Raw genomic sequence first — 18,594 nt, forward strand, 5'->3', positions numbered from 1 at the left:
TCTCCTCTTGTCGTGGGGTCGCTTCGCTCAGTCAACTGTTGACTCCCCGGATGTGCGGTGCGCGGCGCTCTACGGGCGGTGCGGGGACCCGCTGCGCAGCGTGAAGATGTGGGCAGGATGGACATGCGGATCAAGACGCACGTAGTTGGCCTGCCGCCAGCGATACGACTCGCCCGACAGTTCGTCGTCCACGACGAACTCGGCTTGCCAGTCGAGACCGAGGGCCGGCATGTCCAGATGGACCGTGGCCTCGTGCGTGTTGTGTGGATCCAGATTGACGACGGCCAGTACGACATCGCCTAGGCCGTGCCGTCGTGTGGCCGTGTCATAGGCGCCGGGCAGCCGCTTGGAGAAGCAGATCAGCTCCGGCTGGTCGACGTCGTGGAACCGTAGGTTACGCAACTCCTGGAGTGCCGGGTGGGCTCTTCTCAACAAATTGAGCTGCGTGATGAACGGCGCGAGACTGCGACCCTCTCGCTCGGCGCCCGCCCAGTCGCGAGGCTTGTACTGATATTTCTCGCTATCGAGGTATTCCTCGCTGCCCGGGCGAACCGGGACGTTCTCGGCCAGTTCGTAGCCGGCGTAAACCCCCCAGCTCGGCGACATCAGCGCCGCCAGGATCGCCCTGATCCTGAAGGCGGGAACGCCGCCGTGTTGCAGGTATTCATGCAGGATATCCGGCGTGTTGACGAACAGGTTGGGACGCAGGAAGTGCGCCGTCTCCCGGGACAGCTCGGTGAGGTACTCCTCGATCTCGGGCTTGGAGTTCCGCCAGGTGAAGTAGGTGTACGACTGGTGGAATCCGATCTTGGCCAGCGTCTGCATCATCGCCGGCCGGGTGAACGCCTCGGCGAGGAACAGCACGTCGGGATCCGTGCTCGCGATGTCGGCGAGCATGCGCTCCCAGAAGCTCACCGGCTTGGTGTGCGGATTGTCCACCCGGAAGATCCGGACGCCGTGATCCATCCAGTGCAGGATCACCCGCTTGACCTCGGCGTAGAGCCCCTCGGGGTCCTGGTCGAAGTTGAGCGGATAGATGTCCTGGTACTTCTTCGGCGGGTTCTCCGCGTACGCGATGGATCCGTCGGCCCTGATGTTGAACCACTCGGGATGCTCCTTGACCCACGGGTGGTCGGGGGAGCACTGCAGGGCCAGGTCCAGCGCGATCTCCATGCCCAGCTCGCGTGCCCTCGCGACGAAGTCGTCGAAGTCCTGCAGCGTGCCGAGGTCGGGGTGGATCGCGTCGTGCCCGCCCTCCTCCGAGCCGATCGCCCAGGGCGACCCCGGATCGTACGGCTCGGGGGTGAGGGTGTTGTTGCGGCCCTTGCGGTACTGGTGGCCGATCGGGTGGATGGGCGGCAGGTAGACGACGTCGAACCCCATCCGGGCCACGGCCGGCAGCCGGTTCCCCGCGGTCTTGAAATTTCCGGACTTGGGGGCGGCGCCCTCCTCGACGACCGCTCCCTCGGACCGGGGGAAGAACTCGTACCAGGACCCGAAGAGAGCCCTGCGCCGGTCCACGGTGACCCGGTTCCTGCCGGACCTGGTGACCAGGGTGCGCAGCGGGTGCGCCGCGATCATCGCCGCCGTCTCCGCGAGCTGGACGACCGCGAACCTGGCCCGCGGGTCCAGGTTGTCGTCCCGGAGCCGGGCCGAGATCGCGAGGAACGCCGCCCGGTGGCCGCACGTCCCGCCGTCGTCCACGCCCGGGCACTCGGCCGGCCGTACGCCGCGGGCGGCCCGGTCGAACAGCCGGGCGCCCTCCTCGCACATCAGCTCGGCGTCCATGTTGCGCGGGATCTTGATGCCGGCGTCGTGTATCCACGTGGCGATCGGGTCGCCCCACGCCTCGACGCGGAACTGCCACACGCCCTCGCTGGGGAGCTGCACCTCCACGCCCCAGCGGTCGGTGCCGGGAGCGCGCTCGCGCATCGGCAGCAGCCGGCCGGGCTTTCCGTCGGGGTCGATCAGGACGACCCCGGCGGCCACGGCGTCGTGTCCCTCGCGGAACACGGTGGCGCTGATCTCGAAGGTTTCGCCGGCGACCGCCTTCGCGGGCCAGCGCCCGCAGTCGACGACGGGGTGGATGTCCAGGATTGGGATTCGTCCGATCATCGTCATTCAAGTTAGCGACGGCACACCCGGTGCCGCCGGATTTCCGAGGCAAGCGTCGATCTCTGGTTCTTCAAGGTGCTCTGTGTCATTCGGTACAGGGCGATGGGAGGAGCCGGAGGGGACCGCTCCTACAAGGGGTGCCCCAATGGCCCGCTTTTACCCGTGGGGAGAAAAGATCGCTCCCCGGTCGCCCGCGGCCTCGCGCACGGCAGGGGGTTCCGGCCGCGCGGTCACCGGGAAGATCACGGAACAAGCCGCGCTTGGTGATGTTTGAGCCGGTTTCTTAATGGTGAGAGCGCTAGGGAGTGTCCGGCGAACGCCGCCGTATCGAGGTGCGACTCGCCGGACACGACCAGGAGTGATGGCGCCCCCCGCGCCGGGAGCGCTTTCCGTGGACACGAGTGTTTTGGTCGCGCGCCGTGGCGCTGAGTAACTAGGGTCTGGCCCCGTGAGAGCAATCCGCAGGTTCACCGTCCGCACCGTCCTTCCTCCCGAGCTCGCGCCGCTGGGCGAGCTGGTCCACAATCTGCGCTGGTCATGGCACCCGGAGACGATGGACCTGTTCGCCGAGGTGGATCCCGAGGTCTGGGAGCGGGTCGGTCACGACCCCGTCGCGCTGCTCGGCGCGGTCGAGGCCGACCGGCTGCGCGCCCTCGCCCAGGACCGGCGGTTCCTCCGCCGCCTGGCCGACGCCTCGGACGACCTCCGTGAGTACATGACCGCGCCGCGGTGGTACCAGTCGCTGGACGGCGCTCCCGCCGCCATCGGCTACTTCTCGCCCGAGTACGGGATCGCCGCCGCGCTGCCGCAGTACTCCGGCGGCCTCGGCATCCTCGCGGGCGACCATCTGAAGGCCGCGAGCGACCTCGGCGTGCCGATCCTCGGCGTCGGGCTGCTCTACCGCCACGGATACTTCTCGCAGTCGCTCTCGCCGGAGGGCTGGCAGCTCGAGCACTACCCGTCGCTCGACCCCGGCGGCCTGCCGCTCACCCTGCTCAAGAACCGGGACGGCTCGCCGGCCAGGATCAGGATCGGCCTGCCCGGCCCGCGTACCCTGCACGCCCAGATCTGGGTGGCCCAGGTCGGCCGGGTGCCGCTGCTCCTGCTCGACTCCGACGTCGCCGACAACGACACCGCGGCCAGGGACGTGACCGACCGCCTCTACGGCGGCGGGGGTGACCACCGCCTGGTGCAGGAGCTGCTCCTCGGCATCGGCGGCGTCCGCGCCATCCGCGCGTACTGCCGCATCACCGGGCACCCGGAGCCGGAGGTCTTCCACACGAACGAGGGGCACGCGGGCTTCCTCGGTCTCGAACGCATCCGCGAGCTGACCGAGGCCAGGCTGTCCTTCGACGAGGCGCTGGAGGCGGTGCGCGCGGGCACGGTGTTCACCACGCACACGCCCGTACCGGCGGGGATCGACCGGTTCCCCATGGACATGATCGCCCGGCAGTTCGGCGGGCCCAACGCGTGGCCGACGGTGAACGTCGAGCGCATCCTCGAACTGGGTGCCGAGCCCGACGCCGTGGACGGCGAGAAGGCCGTGTTCAACATGGCGGTCATGGGCATGCGGCTGGCGCAGCGGGTCAACGGCGTCTCGCTGCTGCACGGCAGGGTGAGCCGGGAGATGTTCCACGGCCTGTGGCCCGGGTTCGACCTCGACGAGATCCCGATCGGGTCGATCACCAACGGCGTGCACGCCCCCACGTGGGTCGGCCGCGAGGTGATGGAGCTGGCCGACAGGGAGCTGCCCGGCCTGGTCGAGACCGGCCAGGGCTGGGACGCGGTGCAGAAGCTCTCCGACCACGAGATCTGGGACATCCGCGGGCGGCTGCGGGCCCGGCTCGTACGGGAGGCCCGCAAGCGCATCAAGGAGTCGTGGCGCGAGCGCGGCGCCTCCGACGCCGAGCTGGGCTGGGCCGACGAGGCGCTCGATCCCGGCGCGCTGACGATGGGCTTCGCCCGCCGCGTGCCGTCCTACAAGCGCCTCACGCTCATGCTGCGCGACCCCGACCGGCTGCGCTCGCTCCTCCTCGACCCGCACAAGCCCGTGCAGATCGTGATCGCGGGCAAGGCGCACCCGGCGGACGAGGGCGGCAAGAAGCTCATCCAGCAGATCGTGAAGTTCGCCGACGAGGAGGACGTGCGGCACCGCATCGTCTTCCTGCCCGACTACGACATGGCGCTGGCCCAGCTCATGGTCACCGGCTGCGACGTGTGGATGAACAACCCGCTGCGCCCCCTGGAGGCGTGTGGCACGTCCGGCATGAAGGCGGCGCTGAACGGGGGCCTCAACCTGTCGATCCGGGACGGCTGGTGGGAGGAGTGGTACGACGGCAACAACGGCTGGGCCATCCCCACCGCCGACGGCGTCGCCGACCCCGACCGCCGGGACGAGCTGGAGGCGGCCGCGCTGTACGACCTGATCGAGCGCGAGGTGGCCGACAGGTTCTACGACCGGGCGGCCGACGGGCTGCCGCGCCGCTGGATGGAGATGGTCAAGCACACCCTGACCTCGCTCGGGCCGAAGGTCCTCGCCGGGCGGATGTTGCGCGACTACGTGGGCGATCTCTACACCCCGGCCGCCGCCTCCGCGCGGACCCTGTCGGCGGACGGCTACCGGGACGCCAAGACGTTCGCGGCCTGGAAGCTGCGGGTCACCCGCGCCTGGCCGGGCGTCCGGGTGGAGCACGTCGAGGCGTCCGGCATCGGCGACACCCCCGAGCTGGGGGCGACGCTGGAGCTGCGCGCCACGGTCGCCCTGGGCGAGCTGTCCCCGGACGACGTCGCGGTGCAGGCGGCGTACGGCCGGGTCGGGGCGCACGACGAGCTGCTCGACCCGGCGTACGTCACGCTCGCCGTGGAGTCGACGGGCGACGACGGCCGGGCGTACTACACGGGCACGCTGCCGCTCGACCGCACGGGCGCGTTCGGCTACACCGTGCGGGTGGTGCCGCACCACCCGCTCATGGCGTCTCCGGCCGAGCTGGGCCTGATCGCGGTGCCCGAGGAACCGGTGGGCATGACCAACGGCACCCTGCGCTGACCGCCTCCCCCGACCGGTGACGGCCGGCATCCGGGCACTCCTCGCGGACTCCCCCGACCGCAAGAGGCAAACTGGATGAATCGGACGAACCGGTCCTGGGGGGATCATGAACGGTTGGACGTTCGAGGGGCAGCCGACCGCGCTGGGGGGCGCGACGGTGACGGTCGTCGAAGGGAGCTCGTTCTGCGTCTCCGGCCGCAACGGCGACATCACGCCGGGCGGCGCGCAGGGGGTCTACCACGCCGACACCCGGCTGCTCTCCCGCTGGGAGCTGCGGGTGGACGAGGCCCCGATCGAGCCGTTGCAGGTGCTGCCGGCCGAGCCGTACCACTCGATATTCATGAGCCGGGCGCGGCCGCGGCCCGGCCGGGCGGAGAGCACCCTGCTGGTCTTCCGTGACCGGTACGTCGGCGGCGGGCTGCGCGAGGACATCGCGCTGCGCAACCTGTCCGACGAGCCGGCCGGGTGCGTGGTCGAGCTTCACGTCGGGTCGGACGTGGCCGACCTGTTCGAGGTCAAGACCGACCGGATCCGCCATGTCGCCGACATCGACGTCACCGCCAACCCGGACGGGCTGCGCATCTACTCCGTGAGCCGCGCCAGGGGCGTGTCCGTGGTCTCCTCCGGGGTGCTGGCCGTACCCGGGTTGCTGACCTACCGGATCGTGGTGCCCGCCCGGGGAGAGTGGCAGACGACGGTCCACGTCAACCCGGTCATCGAGGGCGAGGAGACGCTGGCGTGGTTCTCGCACCTGGACCTGGCCGAGCCCGCCGCGCGCAGGGCCGACTGGGAGCAGCAGAGCCCGATCGTGGTGACCTCGGACCCGGGCCTCACCGACGCGCTGCGCTGCTCGAAGCAGGACCTCGGATCGTTGCGGCTCTTCGAGGCCGACTATCCGGACGATCCGCCCTCGATCGCGGCCGGCGCCCCGTGGTTCATGACCCTGTTCGGCCGTGACTCGCTGCTCGCCTCATGGTTCGCGTTGACGGTCGACCGGTCGCTGGCCCTCGGCACGCTGCGCAGGCTGGCCCGGCTGCAGGGCACGCGGGTCGACCCACTGACCGAGGAGGAGCCGGGGAAGATCCTGCACGAGCTGCGGTTCGGCGTGGCCACCGCCGCCTCGCCGCTCGGCGGCAACGCCTACTACGGCTCGGTGGACGCGACCCCGCTGTTCGTGATGCTCCTCGGCGAGCTGCGCCGCTGGGGCCTGCACCGGGAGGCGGTGGACGAGCTGCTTCCGCCGGCCGACGCCGCCCTCAACTGGATCGAGGAGTACGGCGGTCCCGAAGATCTCCTCTGGTACTGCAGGAAGACCGACCAGGGGCTGATCCACCAAGGGTGGAAGGACTCCTTCGACGGGGTCAACTTCGCCGACGGCACCCTGGCCCGTCCGCCCATCGCACTGGCCGAGGTGCAGGGATACGCGTACTCGGCGTACATCGCGCGCGGCCACTTCGCGCACGAGGCCGGCGACAGGGAGACGGAGAAGCACTGCGCGGCCCGCGCCGCCCGCATCCGCAAGGCGTTCAACGAGCGGTTCTGGGTCCCCGAGCAGGAATATTTCGCGATCGGCCTGGACCGCAGCGGCTTCCAGATCGACAGCGTCGCCTCCAACATCGGCCACTGCCTGTGGACCGGCATCGTCGATCAGGACAAGGCGGAGGCAGTCGTACGACGGCTGATGTCGGAGACGATGTTCAGCGGCTTCGGGATCAGGACCCTCGCCACCGACATGGCCGCGTACAACCCGATGAGCTATCACAACGGGTCGGTCTGGCCGCACGACAACGCGATCGTGGCCGGCGGTCTGATGCGCTACGGCTTCGTCGCCGAGGCCCAACGCGTCATCACGGCCAACATGGACGCGGCGAAGGCGTTCGGCGGGCGGTTGCCCGAGCTGTTCTGCGGGTTCGAGCGCGCGGAGTTCCCGGTGCCCGTGCCGTACCCGACGTCGTGCTCGCCGCAGGCGTGGGCGGCGGCGGCGCCCATCCACATGATGCGGACCCTGCTGCGGTTCGACCCGTGGGTGCCGTACCGGAAGTTGTGGATCGACCCGGTGCTGCCGGAGGGCTTCGGAACACTGAGCATCTCCGGGCTGCGCCTCGCCGGGACCCGGGTCGGCATCGACGTCAAGGACGGCGAGACGGAGATCTCCGGGCTGCCCGACGACATCGAGATCCTGCATCGAGCGCGCCCCCCGATCAGTTCGATGGTCACGGACGGCAGGTAATGATCGGAGGTCGGGGATGGAAGCGCGCAACCCTCGCCGGAAAGGACACGGCGGGCTCCGCATCGCCATGATCGCGCCGCCGTGGTACGAGGTGCCGCCGCGCGGCTACGGCGGCATCGAGTCGATGGTCGCCGACCTGGTCGCCGGTCTCGTACGGCGCGGCCACCAGGTGACGTTGATCGGCGCGGGGCGAGGGGTGGACCTGCGCACGTACGAGCAGCCGCCGTCGCAGCGGATCGGGGACCCGATGCCCGAGGTACTGCACGCGGCCAAGGTGGAGCGGATGCTGGAGGACCTCGTCGTCGACGTGGTCCACGACCACTCGCTGGCGGGCCCGCTCGGCGCGGGGAGCCGGTCGGCGCCGACCGTGGTCACCTGCCACGGCACGGTCACCGGCGAGATGGGCGACTACTACCGGGCGCTGGACACGAGCGTGGCGCTGGTCGCGATCTCCTCCGCGCAGCGGGCCCGCGACCCCCGCCTCGACTGGGCCGGGCGCGTCCACAACGCGGTGAACGTCGCGACCTTCCCCTTCCGTGATCTGAAGGAGGACTGGGTGCTCTGGCTCGGCCGGTTCAACCCGGACAAAGGGGCGCATCTCGCGATCGAGGCCGCCCGCGCGGTCGGCCGCCGCATCGTCCTGGCGGGCAAACGCTCGGAGGAGATCGAGCACTCCTACTTCGAGGCGTACGTGAAGCCCCGGCTCGGCCAGGGCGTGCAGTACGTGGGGGAGGCGGACGCGGACCTGAAGCGCGAGCTGTTGTCGAAGGCGCGCTGCCTGCTGTTCCCGCTCCAGTGGGAGGAGCCGTTCGGCATGACGATGATCGAGGCGATGGCCTGCGGCACTCCGGTCGTCGCGCTCAGCCGGGGCTCGGTCCCGGAGATCGTGGTCGACGGGGTGACCGGGTTCGTCCGCGGCGCGCTCGCCGAGCTTCCGGCCGCGATCGAGGCGGCGGAGCGCCTGGACCCCGCGGTCTGCCGCGCCCACGTGGCCCGCCACTTCGACGTCCCGGTCATGGCGAGGGGGTACGAACGTGTGTACCACCGGGTGGTCCGGGCCCGCGGGGAGGGATCACCCCGTGATCTTCGGCTGGCGCGGTCGTAGGGTGGTCACGCCACCGGTGACGGTGTGTCTCGCGGCCAAGGGAAGGACGACGGTGTCATGGGCGAGTTCGTCAGCGTTGAGATCAGCGATCAGATCGCGACCATCCGGCTCGACCGGCCCAAGATGAACGCCCTGAACCGGCAGGTCCAGGAGGAGATCGCCGAGTGCGCGCGGATGGTGGACGCCGATCCGCTGGTGGCCGCGGTGATCGTCTACGGCGGCGAGCGCGTGTTCGCGGCGGGCGCCGACATCAAGGAGATGGCCGTCATGTCCTACGCGGAGATGGCCACGCACTCCAGGGCGTTGCAGGCGTGCTTCACCGCCGTCGCCGAGATCGGCAAGCCCGTCGTCGCGGCGATCACCGGGTACGCCCTCGGGGGCGGCTGCGAGCTGGCCCTCTGCGCCGACTTCCGGGTGGCGGGGGAGAGCGCCAAGCTGGGGCAGCCGGAGATCACGCTGGGCATCATCCCCGGCGCGGGTGGCACCCAGCGGCTGCCCCGGCTCGTCGGTCCGGCGAAGGCCAAGGACCTGATCCTCACGGGCAGGCACGTGGACGCCGCCGAGGCGCTGGCCATCGGCCTGGTGGACCGGGTGGTCCCGGACGACGAGGTCTACACGGCCGCGCTCGAACTGGCCGCGACCTTCGTGGGCGGCCCCGCCGTGGCGATCCGCGCCGCGAAGCAGGCGATCGATCAGGGCCTGGAGACCGACCTCGACACCGGTCTGGAGATCGAGCGGCTCCAGTTCTCCGGCCTGTTCGCCACCGAGGACGCCAAGGAGGGAATGGGGGCGTTCGCCGCGAAGCGCCGCCCCAAGTTCACCGGCCGCTGACCTCGGCGTACGCCCCGCCGCCGGGCGGGGCCGTACCGGCTCACCCGCGCGTAGGTGCGCCGGTGAATCACTGTGCCCAGTGTGACAATTGACGACATAAGACGGTCTGTAGGAACAAATAAATAGACGCCGAAAATAGCGGCACTTTGCCGCTATGGTGTCGGTTCATGCGGTTCGTCATACGCGCACTGATTCCGGCACGGCTGCGCCGCGCGGTGCGTTCCCGGATAGACGCGCGGTACGTCACCAAGACGGAGCATCGCAAGGACGTCAAGGACGCCCTGTGGGAGGTCCAGTTGCTCCGCAAGGAGGTCGTGGCGCTGCGCGGCGAGGTCGACCGGATGAGACAGGCGATCATCACCCCGCCCAAGGCCCCCGCGCCCGACCCCCGGGGCGCGGACGCGCACCGGCTGGCGACCGAGACCGCCGACGCCCTCGACCGCCTCCTGCAGAACGAGATGCTCGTGTGGCAGGCGATCGACGCGCTCCGGGCGGAGCTGCGGACCGAGTCGCGGGCGCGGGAGACCGTGGCCGCGGACGCGGAGTAGCGCGATGCGCGTCACCTGGACCGCCGGCGAGCCTGAGCGGGCCGACGGCGCGGGCGAGGGCGGGGCCGAGCGCGTCTGGCGGCTCGTCTTCCAGCTCGACCCCGAGGACGCCACCAGCGGCGCCTGCACCGACGGTCAGCGCATGGAGCTGCGCACCAACTCCTGCCAGGTGCGGCTCCCGCCCGCCGCCGGGGCGTACGGCGATGAGGTGCACCCGGACCTGCTCGCGGTGGCGGCCTGGACGTTGGCGGCGCCGTGGACCCGGCGACGGGTGACCTTCGACCGGCCGATCTCGGGAGAGCTCGCCGAGGCGATCCAGGACGGCTGGGGCGTCGAGGCCGGACCGGTCGGCGCGCGGCCGAGGTCGGGGACCCGGCTCGCGATCTCCTACAGCGGCGGGGCGGACTCCGTCGCGGTGGCCGCGATCCTGCCGGACGCCCCGTTGGTCCACTTCCAGCGGATCAGCCACCCCCGGGTCCCGAACCGGTGGACGCACTACCGGTCCGACGTGCTCGCCCGGCTCGCCGCGCGCACCGGACGCGAGCTGACCGTCGTACGGTCCGACCTGGAGTTCCTGCTCGCCTATCCCCGGCCCGGCTACGCTGAGCACCACGCGGTCGCGGCGGGCGCCCTCCTCCTCGCCGACGAACTGGACCTCGGCGGCATCGCCATGGGGTACGAGCTCGGGTCCCGCTGGCTCGGCGGCGACAGGTACGTGCACAGGTACACCCCCGACAACCCGATGTGGGCGCCGCACGGGAAGTGGGGCCGGCTGTTCTCGGCCGCCGGGCTGCCGGTCGTGCTGCCCGTCGGTGGCGTCAGCGAGGCCGTGACCATGCGCGTGGCGCTCGAGTCCGAGCTGCGCGACCTGGTGCGCTGGTGCCTGCGCGGCTCCGGCGACGGGCCCTGCGGCACCTGCGGCAAGTGCCTGTACAAGGAGCTGATCCAGGCCGCCGTCGAGCGCCGGCCGCTCTCGACGGCGGTCACCGCGAGCGGCGCGGTCGCCCGCAAGTGGCAGGAGCCGCCCCCGTACGGCGGGCAGGAGATGATCGAGTACGGCTGCGCGCGGGTGCCCGGGATCGAGAGCACGCCGTTCGCCCGCGCCGCCGGGCACCTCCGCCCGACCGAGGAGTCCACCCGCTGGCTGGACCACTGCTACCCGCCCGCACTCGACGAGATCCCGGAGCCGTGGCGTGGGCGGGTCGCCGCGTACATGGACGGCGTCGGCCTGATGACCCCGGACGAGAGCGCCCGGGTGGAGAACTGGGGGACCAGGTGAAGATCTATCTGTCCGTGGACATGGAAGGCGTCACCGGGCTGACGGACCCGGAGGAGATGCACGCGGGCGGACGCGGTTACGAACGCGGCTGCGAGCTGATGACGGGAGACGCCAACGCCGTCGTCGCGGGCGCCTTCGACGCGGGAGCCGAGTCCGTGCTGATCAACGACGCGCACGGCTCGACCAAGAACCTGCGGATCGACCTGATCGACCCGAGGGCGACGCTCATCCGGGGGCCGGGCAAGCCGCACCGGATGGGGCAGGGCCTCACCCCGGACTTCGCCGCCGCCTGCTTCGCCGGGTACCACGCGCGGGCGGGCGTCCAGCACGGCGTGCTCAACCACACCTGGATGGGCAAGGAGATCCAGAACGTCTACCTCAACGGCGAGATCTGCGGGGAGACCCGGCTCGTCGCCGGGTTCGCCGGGTCGATGGGCGTCCCCGTCGCGCTGGTCACCGGCGACGAGGCCGTCTGCGAGGAGGCGCGCGAGCTGCTCGGCGACGTCGAGACCGTGGCCGTCAAGAAGGGCGTGGACCGCTTCTCCGCCGAGCTGCTGCCGCCGAAGGTCGCCCAGAACCGCATCCGCGAGGCGGCCACGCGGGCGATCGGCAGGCTGGCCGACTTCCGGCCCTACGTGGTGGCCCCGCCGTACACGCTGGGGGTCGAGTGGAACTCGACCGCGATCGCGGCGGGCTGCGGCCTCGTGCCGGGAACCCGGCAGGTCGGGCCGCGGCACACCGAGTTCAGCACGGACGACTATCGCGAGATCATGGCGCTCTTCGGCATCTTCGCCATGATCGCCGGTCAGGTCGCGTGCGGCAGCGGCGTCTACGGGTGAGGCGGAGCGCGTGACGACGGCGGACGGCGGCGGTTCGGACAACGCTTCGAACGGCGGCGCGAACGACGGCTTAACCGGCTCGGACGATTCGAACGGCTCGGGCGGCTCGAACGGTTCCGGCGGTTCGGGCGGTTCGGGCGGTTCGGGCGGTTCGGGCGGTTCGGGCGGTTCGGGCGGTTCGGGCGGTTCGGGCGGTTCCGGCGGTTCGGGCGGTTCGGGCGGTTCGGGCGGTTCGAACGGCGGGTCCGCGGGCCGCGGCTCCGGAGGGGGCGGACGGCTGAACGCCCGGACGCTCACCCGGCGCGGGCTCCTCGTCGGCCTCGGCGCCGCGGGCGGAGCGGGCGCGATGTACGCCGCCATGGGGGCGCTCGGCCTCGCCCCCGACCGGCAGCCCCGGGACTACACCCCGCCCCGGGCGTCCGACTTCTCGTTGCGCGGCCGCGCCGGGGCCACGGTCGTGATCCTCGGCGCGGGCGTCGCCGGACTCGCCTGCGCGTACGAGCTGGGCAAGGCGGGATACGACTGCACGGTCCTGGAAGCGCGGGACCGGGTCGGCGGCCGCAACCTCACGCTCCGGCGCGGCGACCGGCTTCCCGAGATCTCGGGGGAGACCCAGGAGGCGACGTTCGGCGAGGGGGTCTACTTCAACGCGGGCCCCGGCCGTGTCGCCCAGTGGATGATCACCCTCGACTACTGCCGCGAGCTGGGCGTCCCGATCGAGGCGTTCGTCAACGAGAACCCCAGCGCCTACGTCTACACGAGCGGGATGACCGCCCCGCTGCGCGCCCGGACGGCCCGCGCGGACACCTACGGCTACATCAGCGAGCTGCTGGCCAAGGCGACGAACGCCGGCGCGCTCGACCGGCGGCTGACCGCGCAGGACAAGGAGCTGCTGCTCGACTTCCTCTCCGCCTTCGGCGACATCGGCGACAGGTACGCGTACACGGGGACCGAGCGCAGGGGCGAGCCCGCGGGCGCGCCGCCGTCGCTCAGCGAGGTCCTCGGCTACCGCATCGGCCGGCCGGTGAGCTTCGCCCTCGCCTACGACCAGGCCATGCCGATGTTCCAGCCGGTCGGGGGCATGGACGCGATCGTCACCGGGCTCGTCGGAGCGGTCGGCGCGGACCGGATCCGCACCTCCGCCCCGGTCACCCGGATCACGAACCGCCCCGACGGCGTCGAGGTCGCGTACAAGGGCGGGTCGATCCGGGCCGACTACTGCGTCGCCACCCTGCCGCCGCACATCCTCGCGCGGGTCCCGGGCAACCTCGACCGCCGCACCGTGGACGCGCTGTCCACGCCGAAGCCGGTGTCCACGGGCAAGATCGGGCTGGAGTACCGGACACGCTGGTGGGAGGACGAGGACCGCATCTACGGCGGCGTCACCGAGACCGACCTCGACATCCAACACATCTGGTACCCGTCGTACGGCTTCCACGGCCGGGGCGGCCTGGTCGTCGGCTACTACAACACCGGCGCGAACGCCGAGGCGTACGGGCGGCTCACCCACGAGGAACGGCGGCGGCGCGCGCTCACCCGGGGCGCGGAGATCCACGGGGAGAAGTACGGCCGCGGGGTCGCCTCCAGCGTCTCCATCGCCTGGCAGCGCCAGCCGTACATCGAGGGCGGCTGGGTCGCCTGGCCCTCCTACGAGGGCGGGTTCTCCCACCTGCAGAAGCCGGACGGACGGGTCTACTTCGCCGGGGACTGGCTCACCCAACTCATCGCGTGGCAGGCGGGATCGTTCGAGTCGGCCCGTAAGGTGGTCACCCAACTGCACGAACGTGTGTTGAAGGAGTCCTAGATGCTGGACTGGGTACCCGTCGCCGACCGGATCGACCTGCTCGCGGCCCCCGTGGCGCAGGCGGCGCCGCACGCCGGGGTGGAGCTGCGGGTCGCCGAGATCGATCCCGAGCTCTCCGACACCGCCGCCTTCTGCGAGCGGTACGGCGTGGCCCTGGAGGACTCGGCCAACTGCGTCGTCGTCGCGGGGAAGCGCGGCGGCGAGGTCAGATACGCCGCGGTCATGATCCTCGCGACCGACCGGGCGGACGTGAACGGCGTCGTGCGCAAGCACCTGGACGTCCGCAAGGTCTCCTTCGCCGCGCAGGCGGAGGCGGTCGCGCTGACCGGCATGGAGTACGGCGGCATCACCCCGATCGGGCTCCCCGCCGACTGGCCGGTGCTCGTGGACGAGAACGTGACCCGGAGGGACTTCGTCGTGATCGGCAGCGGCGTCCGGCGCTCCAAGCTGGCGCTCTCCGGCAAGGCGCTGGTCGAGGCGACCGGCGCGGAGGTGCTCTCCCTCGCCCTCTGAGCGCTCCCACGCGTCCTTTGTGGACGTGTGGGAAACCGAACGGCCTTTCCATACGTTGTCACGAGCAGGAATGTGGCGCGTTGGTTCAGTCATGGACGGTGCTTTAGTCGGTATGGTGCTTACGCCATGAATCAGGACGACCGACTGGGCCCCTACCGGCTGCTGCGGCGGCTCGGTGAAGGCGGCATGGGCGTGGTCCACCTCGCCCTGGACCCGCATGGGAGGCAGGTGGCCGTCAAGGTCCTGCGCCCTGAGGTCACCCAGGACGACCTCGCGCGCAGAAGGCTCTCCCGCGAGGTCGAGACGATGCGGCGGGTGCGCAGCGCCCACATCGCGGAGGTCCTCGACGCCGACGTGACCGGCCACCGGCCCTACATCGTGACCCGCTACGTGCCGGGCCGTCCGCTGGACGAGATCGTCAAGCAGGACGGCCCGCTCTCCGTGGACGCGCTGCTGCGGGTGGGCGCGGGCGTGGCCGAGGCGCTCGCCGCCGTCCACGCCGCCGGGGTGATCCACCGCGACCTGAAGCCCGGCAACGTCCTCATGCTGGACGGGCGGCCGGTCCTGATCGACTTCGGCATCGCCCAGGCGGTGGACGCGACCCGGCTCACCCAGACCGGCATGTTCATCGGCACGCCCGGCTACCTCGCCCCGGAGATCATCGAGGGGCACGAGGCCGGTCCCGAGGTGGACGTGCACGCGTGGGCGGGCACCCTGCTCTACGCCGCCACCGGCCTGCCGCCGTTCGGCAAGGGCACGCTGGAGATGATCTTCTACAACATCACCTCCGGCAAGGCCAACGTGAGCGCCGCCCCCGCGCTGATCCAGCCGGTGCTGCGCGCGGCGCTCCAGCGCGAGCCGTCCAAACGCCCGTCCGCCGCCGAGCTGAGCCGGCAGGTGACCCGGCTCATGGCGAGCGGCGGCCGGGTCCGTGTGCCCGACGAGATCACCACGGTGCCCAACGTCGACGAGACGACCGGCCGCCCGGTGCCGCCCACGGGCACCGCCGGCCCGCCCGCCACGCCGTCGGCGGAGGAGTTCGTGTCGCTGCTGGACGACCCGGCGTCGCCCGGCCGGCCCGGCGACCCGTTCCCCACCGTGCGCGTGACCGGCGACGACCTGCGCCGGGCGGGCCTCACCACCGGAAGCGCGGCCGCCCCGGACGACGCCCCCACGCGCTACGCGCCCCCGACCGGCCCGCGCAGCTCGACGCCCCCGCCCGCCGTCACCCCGCCGTCCGTCACCCCGGCCTCCGTGCCGCCGCGTTCCGCCGCGACGCCGAGCACGACGCCGCCGTCGGCCGCGTCCCGCGTGACGCCGTCCACCACACCGCCTCCCGTCGCGGGGAACCCGGCGAACCCGGGCGGCACGCCGTCCCCGACGCCGTGGCCCGCCGCGCCGAAGACCGGCGAGACGGACGTGCCCACCCGCCGGGTGCGGCCCGAGGAACTGCGCGGCGCCTTCGGCCAGCAGGTGTTCTTCGAGCAGGCGCCCGAGGTCTACGAGCAGACGCCGCAGGTCGGCCAGCCGCATCCGGCCCCCTTCCAGCCGACCGTGCGCGTACCGCCGCCTCCGGTGGCCGCCTCCGGCTCCGCGCCCGCCACGCCGCTCCAGCGCTCCAAGGCCTACGGCGTGGCCGCGGCGATGCTGCTGCTCCTGGTGGTCGTCCTCACGGTCATCGCGCCCCTGCTCGTCACGGTGCTCGCGCTGCCGGTCACGATCCTGCTGCGCGCCGCCGACATCGCGCAGCCCGAGCTGAACGCCCGCAGGGCGCCCGCGGCCGCGGCGACGGACGTGCTGCGCGTGCTCGGCCGGCCGGACGCGCTGCTCAAGTCGCTCGGCATCACGATCGCGCTGGTGCCGTACGCGCTGATCCTCGGTCTTCCGGTGACGCTGCTGCTCACCGTGCTCGTCACCAAGATGTCCACGCTCGACGCGCTGAGCTGGGGGATCGCGGTGGCGTTGTGGACGGTGTGCGCGGGACCGGGAGTGGAGGGTCCGAGCCGGCAGATGCGGCGCACGATCGCGTCGCTGCTGCCGACCAGGAGTGCGGCGACGGCGCTGGCCTGGGGGGCCGGGGCCGTCGCGGCGGTGGTGACGGCGATTGCGCTGACCGGGCTTATGGGTAAACAGATAGGGGGACACTTCATGGGTCCCGTCAACGTGCCCTCGGTGGTGCAGGACCTGAACCAGTTGCGTAACAAAGCAGGGAATCAGTGACGGGGGACGGACATGTCGGCGACTGAGGCTCCGGAGCGGATCGGCCCTTACCGGCTGCTCCGCCAGCTCGGCGAGGGCGGCATGGGGGTGGTCCATCTCGGCCTGGACGAGGAGGGGCGCGAGGTCGCCGTCAAGGTGCTGCACCAGCACGTGGCGTCCGACCTCAAGGCACGCGACCGGCTCACCCGAGAGGTCGAGACCATGCGGCGGGTGCGCAGCCCGCGGGTCGCCGAGGTGCTCGACGCCGATCTGATCAGCGACACGCCCTACATCGTGACGAGGTACGCCCCCGGACGGACCCTGGAGCAGACGGTCCTGGAGGACGGGCCGCTGCCGGACGAGGACGTCGTGCGCCTCGCCCGCGGCCTGTGCGAGGCGCTGGTCGCCATCCACGCCGCCGACGTCATCCACCGCGACCTCAAGCCGGCGAACGTGATGCTCGTGGACGGCGAGCCGCTGGTGATCGACTTCGGCATCGCGCACCTGGTGAACGCCACCCGGCTGACCCAGACGGGCATGTTCGTCGGCACCCCCGGCTACCTCGCCCCCGAGATCATCAGGGACACCGAGATCACCCAGGCGGCCGACGTCCACGCGCTGGCCGCCACCGTGTTCTTCGCCGTCTCCGGCAAGCCGCCGTTCGGGTCGGGCACGTTCGAGTCGGTCTGCTACAACATCCTCGAAGGCAAGGCGCAGATCGACCTCGCGCCGCCGTGGCTGCACGGCTGGATGCGGCAGGCGCTGGACACCGACGCCGGGGCGCGCCCCACGGCCGCGTCGCTCCTGCGGATGTCCCGCGCGCTCGACCCGTCCGTGACCGTCCTGCGGGAGGTCGCCCGCGACGGCGGGACCAGGATCCTCGACGCGTCCGCCCTCAACGGGCACCCGCCCGCGGACGGCACCCGCGTCCTGGACGACGCCGCCGTGCCCGCCGGGCAGGGCGGGCCCTCCGCGCCGCGAGACGACGACAGCTACTCCGACCTGCTGCCCCCGGTGAACTACGTCGAGCCGGAGCGGCCGCGCAGGGAGCCCCGCCAGGCGAGGCAGGCGCCGGCCGCCGTCGTCCCGCCGCCCCTCCCGGCGTACCAGCAGGGGCATCCGCCGCCGTACCAGCCGGGACCGGCCTACCCGCCGCCGTACCCGGACCAGAGGGTCGCGGGCTATCCGCCGCCTCCGGTGACGGGGGCGGGGCCGCAGATGGTCCCGCCCGGACACACCGTGCCGCCCGCGCACGTCGCGCCTCCGCACACCGTGCCGCCCGCCGGCCGGGCGGTGCCGCAGGCGCCGACCGGCCCCGCCGAGCAGGCCCGGCCGTACGCGCCCGAGCAGGAGCGGCCGCGCTACCGCACCCGCCACCCGATCCTGGCCGGGCTGCTGCTCACCGTCCTGGTGGCGCTGGCGTGCCTGCTGCCGGTGACCGTGAGCCTGTTCGCGATCGTGGCCGCGCTCTGCCTCCGGGTGGGGCACTACCTGCTCGGCGACCTCGCCGAGCGCCGGTCGATCCGCGGCAGCAGCGGGGCGGACCCGATCCTCGCCGTGCTCGGCACGCCGTGGGCCCTGATCAAGTCGGCGTTCGCCACACTCGTGCAGGTGCCGCTCGCGGCGATGTTCGGCATGTGCGTGTGGGGCGGTCTCGTCTACGTGGGCAAGATGAACACCGACCCGGCGGCGGCCTACGCGGCCGGCGCCTTCGTGGCCGGGCTCTTCGTGCTGCCGGGCGGCGGGGCGCCGCGCAAGGCGGTCGCCCGCACGCTGACGAGTGCGATCCGCAGCCCGGGGGCGGGCATGGTGGTCGCGCTCATCGTCGGCACGGTGGCGTTCTTCGCGGTCATGACCGCGATCTCCGCCGACCCGTCCTGGGCTCCGTGGCGGCCGCCGTCCGTGGCCATCGACGACATCGTCCGCAGTCTGAAGGCGAAGGGCGAGGACACCGTCGTCAACCTGATCGGCGGGTTGATCGGGGACATCACAAAGAGGATCGGTCAGGCAGTTCTTCCTTTCTAGACCTAACCAGTCCTTAGAACGTCCTTTGGGACCGGCGGGGCACCATGGAATGGGGGGCGA

The 18,594-nt window shown here is 71.8% G+C and carries 12 protein-coding genes; 11 read left to right on the plus strand and 1 reads right to left on the minus strand.

Annotation, left to right across the window (positions count from 1 at the left end; translation table 11 throughout):
* Positions 1–69: 69 nt before the first annotated feature.
* The gene (locus AWQ70_RS02035; protein ID WP_067169711.1) at positions 70–2,115 is read right to left on the minus strand and encodes an alpha-1,4-glucan--maltose-1-phosphate maltosyltransferase; all 2,046 of its coding nucleotides are present in this window, start codon (positions 2,113–2,115) and stop codon (positions 70–72) included.
* 448 nt (positions 2,116–2,563) lie between these two features.
* Between AWQ70_RS02035 and glgP the strand changes: the two genes are divergently transcribed.
* The 11 genes from glgP to AWQ70_RS02090 all read left to right on the plus strand — a co-directional run bounded on the left by glgP (position 2,564) and on the right by AWQ70_RS02090 (position 18,534).
* Positions 2,564–5,161, plus strand: coding sequence for an alpha-glucan family phosphorylase (glgP, locus tag AWQ70_RS02040; protein ID WP_067169320.1), 2,598 nt, complete (start codon positions 2,564–2,566; stop codon positions 5,159–5,161).
* 106 nt (positions 5,162–5,267) lie between these two features.
* Complete coding sequence (locus AWQ70_RS02045) at positions 5,268–7,391, plus strand: amylo-alpha-1,6-glucosidase (protein WP_067169323.1); 2,124 nt, start codon at positions 5,268–5,270, stop codon at positions 7,389–7,391.
* Positions 7,392–7,407: 16 nt separating this feature from the next.
* Positions 7,408–8,496 (plus strand): glycosyltransferase family 4 protein, encoded by a 1,089-nt coding sequence (locus tag AWQ70_RS02050; RefSeq protein ID WP_067169326.1) that lies wholly within the window; start codon positions 7,408–7,410, stop codon positions 8,494–8,496.
* 57 nt (positions 8,497–8,553) lie between these two features.
* Positions 8,554–9,327 (plus strand): enoyl-CoA hydratase/isomerase family protein, encoded by a 774-nt coding sequence (locus AWQ70_RS02055; protein ID WP_067169328.1) that lies wholly within the window; start codon positions 8,554–8,556, stop codon positions 9,325–9,327.
* A 167-nt stretch (positions 9,328–9,494) separates the two neighbouring features.
* A complete protein-coding gene (locus tag AWQ70_RS02060) occupies positions 9,495–9,875 on the plus strand; it encodes a hypothetical protein (protein WP_067169331.1) in 381 nt (126 codons plus the stop codon).
* 4 nt (positions 9,876–9,879) lie between these two features.
* The gene (locus AWQ70_RS02065) at positions 9,880–11,154 is read left to right on the plus strand and encodes a DUF6395 domain-containing protein (protein WP_067169334.1); all 1,275 of its coding nucleotides are present in this window, start codon (positions 9,880–9,882) and stop codon (positions 11,152–11,154) included.
* A complete protein-coding gene (locus AWQ70_RS02070; protein WP_067169337.1) occupies positions 11,151–11,993 on the plus strand; it encodes a M55 family metallopeptidase in 843 nt (280 codons plus the stop codon). Before AWQ70_RS02065 ends, AWQ70_RS02070 begins: the two co-directional genes overlap by 4 nt.
* A 10-nt stretch (positions 11,994–12,003) precedes the next feature.
* Entirely contained in the window at positions 12,004–13,797 is a 1,794-nt protein-coding gene (locus AWQ70_RS02075) for a flavin monoamine oxidase family protein (RefSeq protein ID WP_306303388.1), read from the plus strand.
* Positions 13,798–14,310: a YbaK/EbsC family protein gene (locus AWQ70_RS02080; protein WP_067169340.1), complete on the plus strand. Its 513-nt coding sequence runs from the start codon at positions 13,798–13,800 to the stop codon at positions 14,308–14,310. It abuts the gene before it with no gap.
* 126 nt (positions 14,311–14,436) lie between these two features.
* The gene (locus AWQ70_RS02085) at positions 14,437–16,530 is read left to right on the plus strand and encodes a serine/threonine-protein kinase (RefSeq protein WP_067169342.1); all 2,094 of its coding nucleotides are present in this window, start codon (positions 14,437–14,439) and stop codon (positions 16,528–16,530) included.
* Positions 16,531–16,542: 12 nt separating this feature from the next.
* A complete protein-coding gene (locus tag AWQ70_RS02090; RefSeq protein ID WP_067169344.1) occupies positions 16,543–18,534 on the plus strand; it encodes a serine/threonine-protein kinase in 1,992 nt (663 codons plus the stop codon).
* Positions 18,535–18,594 lie beyond the last annotated feature (60 nt).

This window comes from Microtetraspora niveoalba (assembly GCF_001570405.1).
In the GTDB taxonomy this organism is placed as follows: domain Bacteria; phylum Actinomycetota; class Actinomycetes; order Streptosporangiales; family Streptosporangiaceae; genus Microtetraspora; species Microtetraspora niveoalba.